This window comes from Pseudomonas sp. 05T35 (assembly GCF_056396605.1).
Map to the genome: position 1 here is coordinate 1 of NZ_JBFTLU010000609.1, position 2,122 is coordinate 2,122.

Annotated in this window: 2 protein-coding genes; both read left to right on the forward strand. The window is 60.7% G+C overall.

Features of this window, described 5'->3' with window-relative positions; translation table 11 throughout:
- Positions 1-1,326 (forward strand): acyl-CoA carboxylase subunit beta (locus tag AC1DH9_RS27910; RefSeq protein ID WP_477809215.1); only part of this gene is annotated, 1,326 nt, incomplete at its 5' end.
- Positions 1,327-1,364: 38 nt separating this feature from the next.
- On the forward strand, positions 1,365-2,122 hold a 758-nt coding region (atuD, locus tag AC1DH9_RS27915), incomplete at its 3' end, for a citronellyl-CoA dehydrogenase (RefSeq protein WP_477809216.1).

Consider the following 2,122-nt stretch of genomic DNA (forward strand, 5'->3'; position numbering starts at 1 on the left):
GGTCATGTGTCCGGCGTGCGGGTGCTGGTGGTCGCCAACAACAGCGCGATCAAGGGCGGCACCATTTCCCCCAGCGGCCTGAAGAAGTCCCTGCGCCTGCAACAGATCGCCATGGAAAACAAACTGCCGGTGATTACCCTCGCCGAGAGCGGCGGCGCCAACCTCAATTACGCCGCGGAGATTTTCGTCGAGGGTGCGCGCAGTTTCGCCAATCAGGCGAGGATGTCGGCCATGGGCTTGCCGCAAATCACCGTGGTGCACGGTTCGGCCACTGCTGGCGGCGCTTATCAGCCCGGGCTGTCGGACTACGTGGTGGTGGTGCGCGGCAAGGCCAAGCTGTTTCTCGCCGGCCCCCCGCTGCTCAAGGCCGCAACCGGCGAAGTCGCCACCGATGAAGCACTCGGCGGCGCCGAGATGCACGCACAAATCGCCGGCACTGCCGAGTACCTGGCCGAAAACGATGCCGACGGCGTGCGCCTGGTACGCGAAATCGTCAGCCTGTTGCCGTGGAATGCGCAGTTACCACAGCGCAGCGCCGAACACTGGGACGAGCCGCTCTACCCCATCGACGAACTGCTGGGGCTGATTCCCGACGATCCGAAAAAGCCCTACGACGTGCGCGAGATCATTGCGCGCATCGCCGATGGCTCACGCTTTCTCGAGTTCAAGGGCGAGTTCGATCAGCAAACGATGTGCGGCCATTTGAAGATCCAGGGACGGCCCTGCGGCTTTATCGGCAACAACGGTCCGATCACCCCGCAAGGTGCCAGCAAGGCCGCGCAGTTCATCCAGCTCTGCGACCAGAGCCAGACACCATTGCTGTTTTTTCATAACACCACCGGTTTCATGGTCGGCACCGAGTCGGAACAGCAAGGGGTGATCAAACACGGCGCGAAGATGATTCAGGCAGTCGCCAATGCGCGAGTGCCGAAGCTGACCATCGTGGTCGGCGGCTCTTACGGTGCCGGCAACTACGCGATGTGCGGCCGCGGGCTCGACCCGCGTTTCATCTTCGCCTGGCCCAACAGCCGCACCGCCGTGATGGGCGGCGCCCAGGCCGGCAAGGTGCTGCGSATTGTCACCGAAGCCAGGCAGGCCAAGGATGGTTTGGTCCCGGACCCGAAGATGCTCGACACGCTGGAACAGGTCACCGCGCAAAAACTCGACAGCCAGTCCACCGCACTCTACGGCAGCGCCAACCTGTGGGACGACGGGCTGATTGATCCACGCGATACGCGCACCTTGCTTGGCTATCTGCTGGATATCTGCCACGAAGCCGAGGTTCGTCAACTGCAACCGAACAGTTTTGGTATCGCACGTTTTTGAGGCTCTGATCACCACCAGGTTTAGGGAGAACAATAAAAATGATCTTCACCCAGGAACACGAAGAACTGCGCCGTACCGTACGCAATTTTGTCGACCGCGAGATCAACCCGTACGTCGATGAATGGGAAAAGGCCGGACGCTTTCCGATCCACGAAATTTTCCGCAAGGCCGGTGCGCTCGGTTTGCTGGGGATTTCCAAACCGGAAAAATTCGGTGGCATGGGCCTGGACTACAGCTATTCGATTGTCGCCGCTGAAGAGTTCGGGACCATTCATTGCGGCGGAATTCCGATGTCGATTGGCGTGCAGACCGACATGTGCACCCCGGCCCTCGCCCGTTTCGGCTCCGATGAGCTGCGTGAAGAATTCCTCCGCCCGGCGATCATCGGTGAACAGGTCGGCTGCATTGGCGTCTCGGAAGTGGGTGCCGGCTCTGATGTCGCCGGGCTGAAAACCACCGCGCGCAAGGACGGCGGCGACTACGTGATCAACGGCAGCAAAATGTGGATCACCAACTCCCCAAGCGCCGACTTCATCTGCCTGCTGGCCAACACCTCGGACGACAAGGCGCACATCAACAAGTCGTTGATCATGGTGCCGATGAACAGCCCCGGCATCAGTCTCAGTTCGCCTCTGGACAAACTCGGCATGCGCAGTTCGGAAACCGCCCAGGTATTTTTCGACAACGTGCGCGTGCCGCAACGCAACCGCATCGGCCACGAAGGCGCAGGCTTCATGATGCAAATGCTGCAATTCCAGGAAGAACGCCTGTTCGGTGCGGCGAACATGATCAAGGG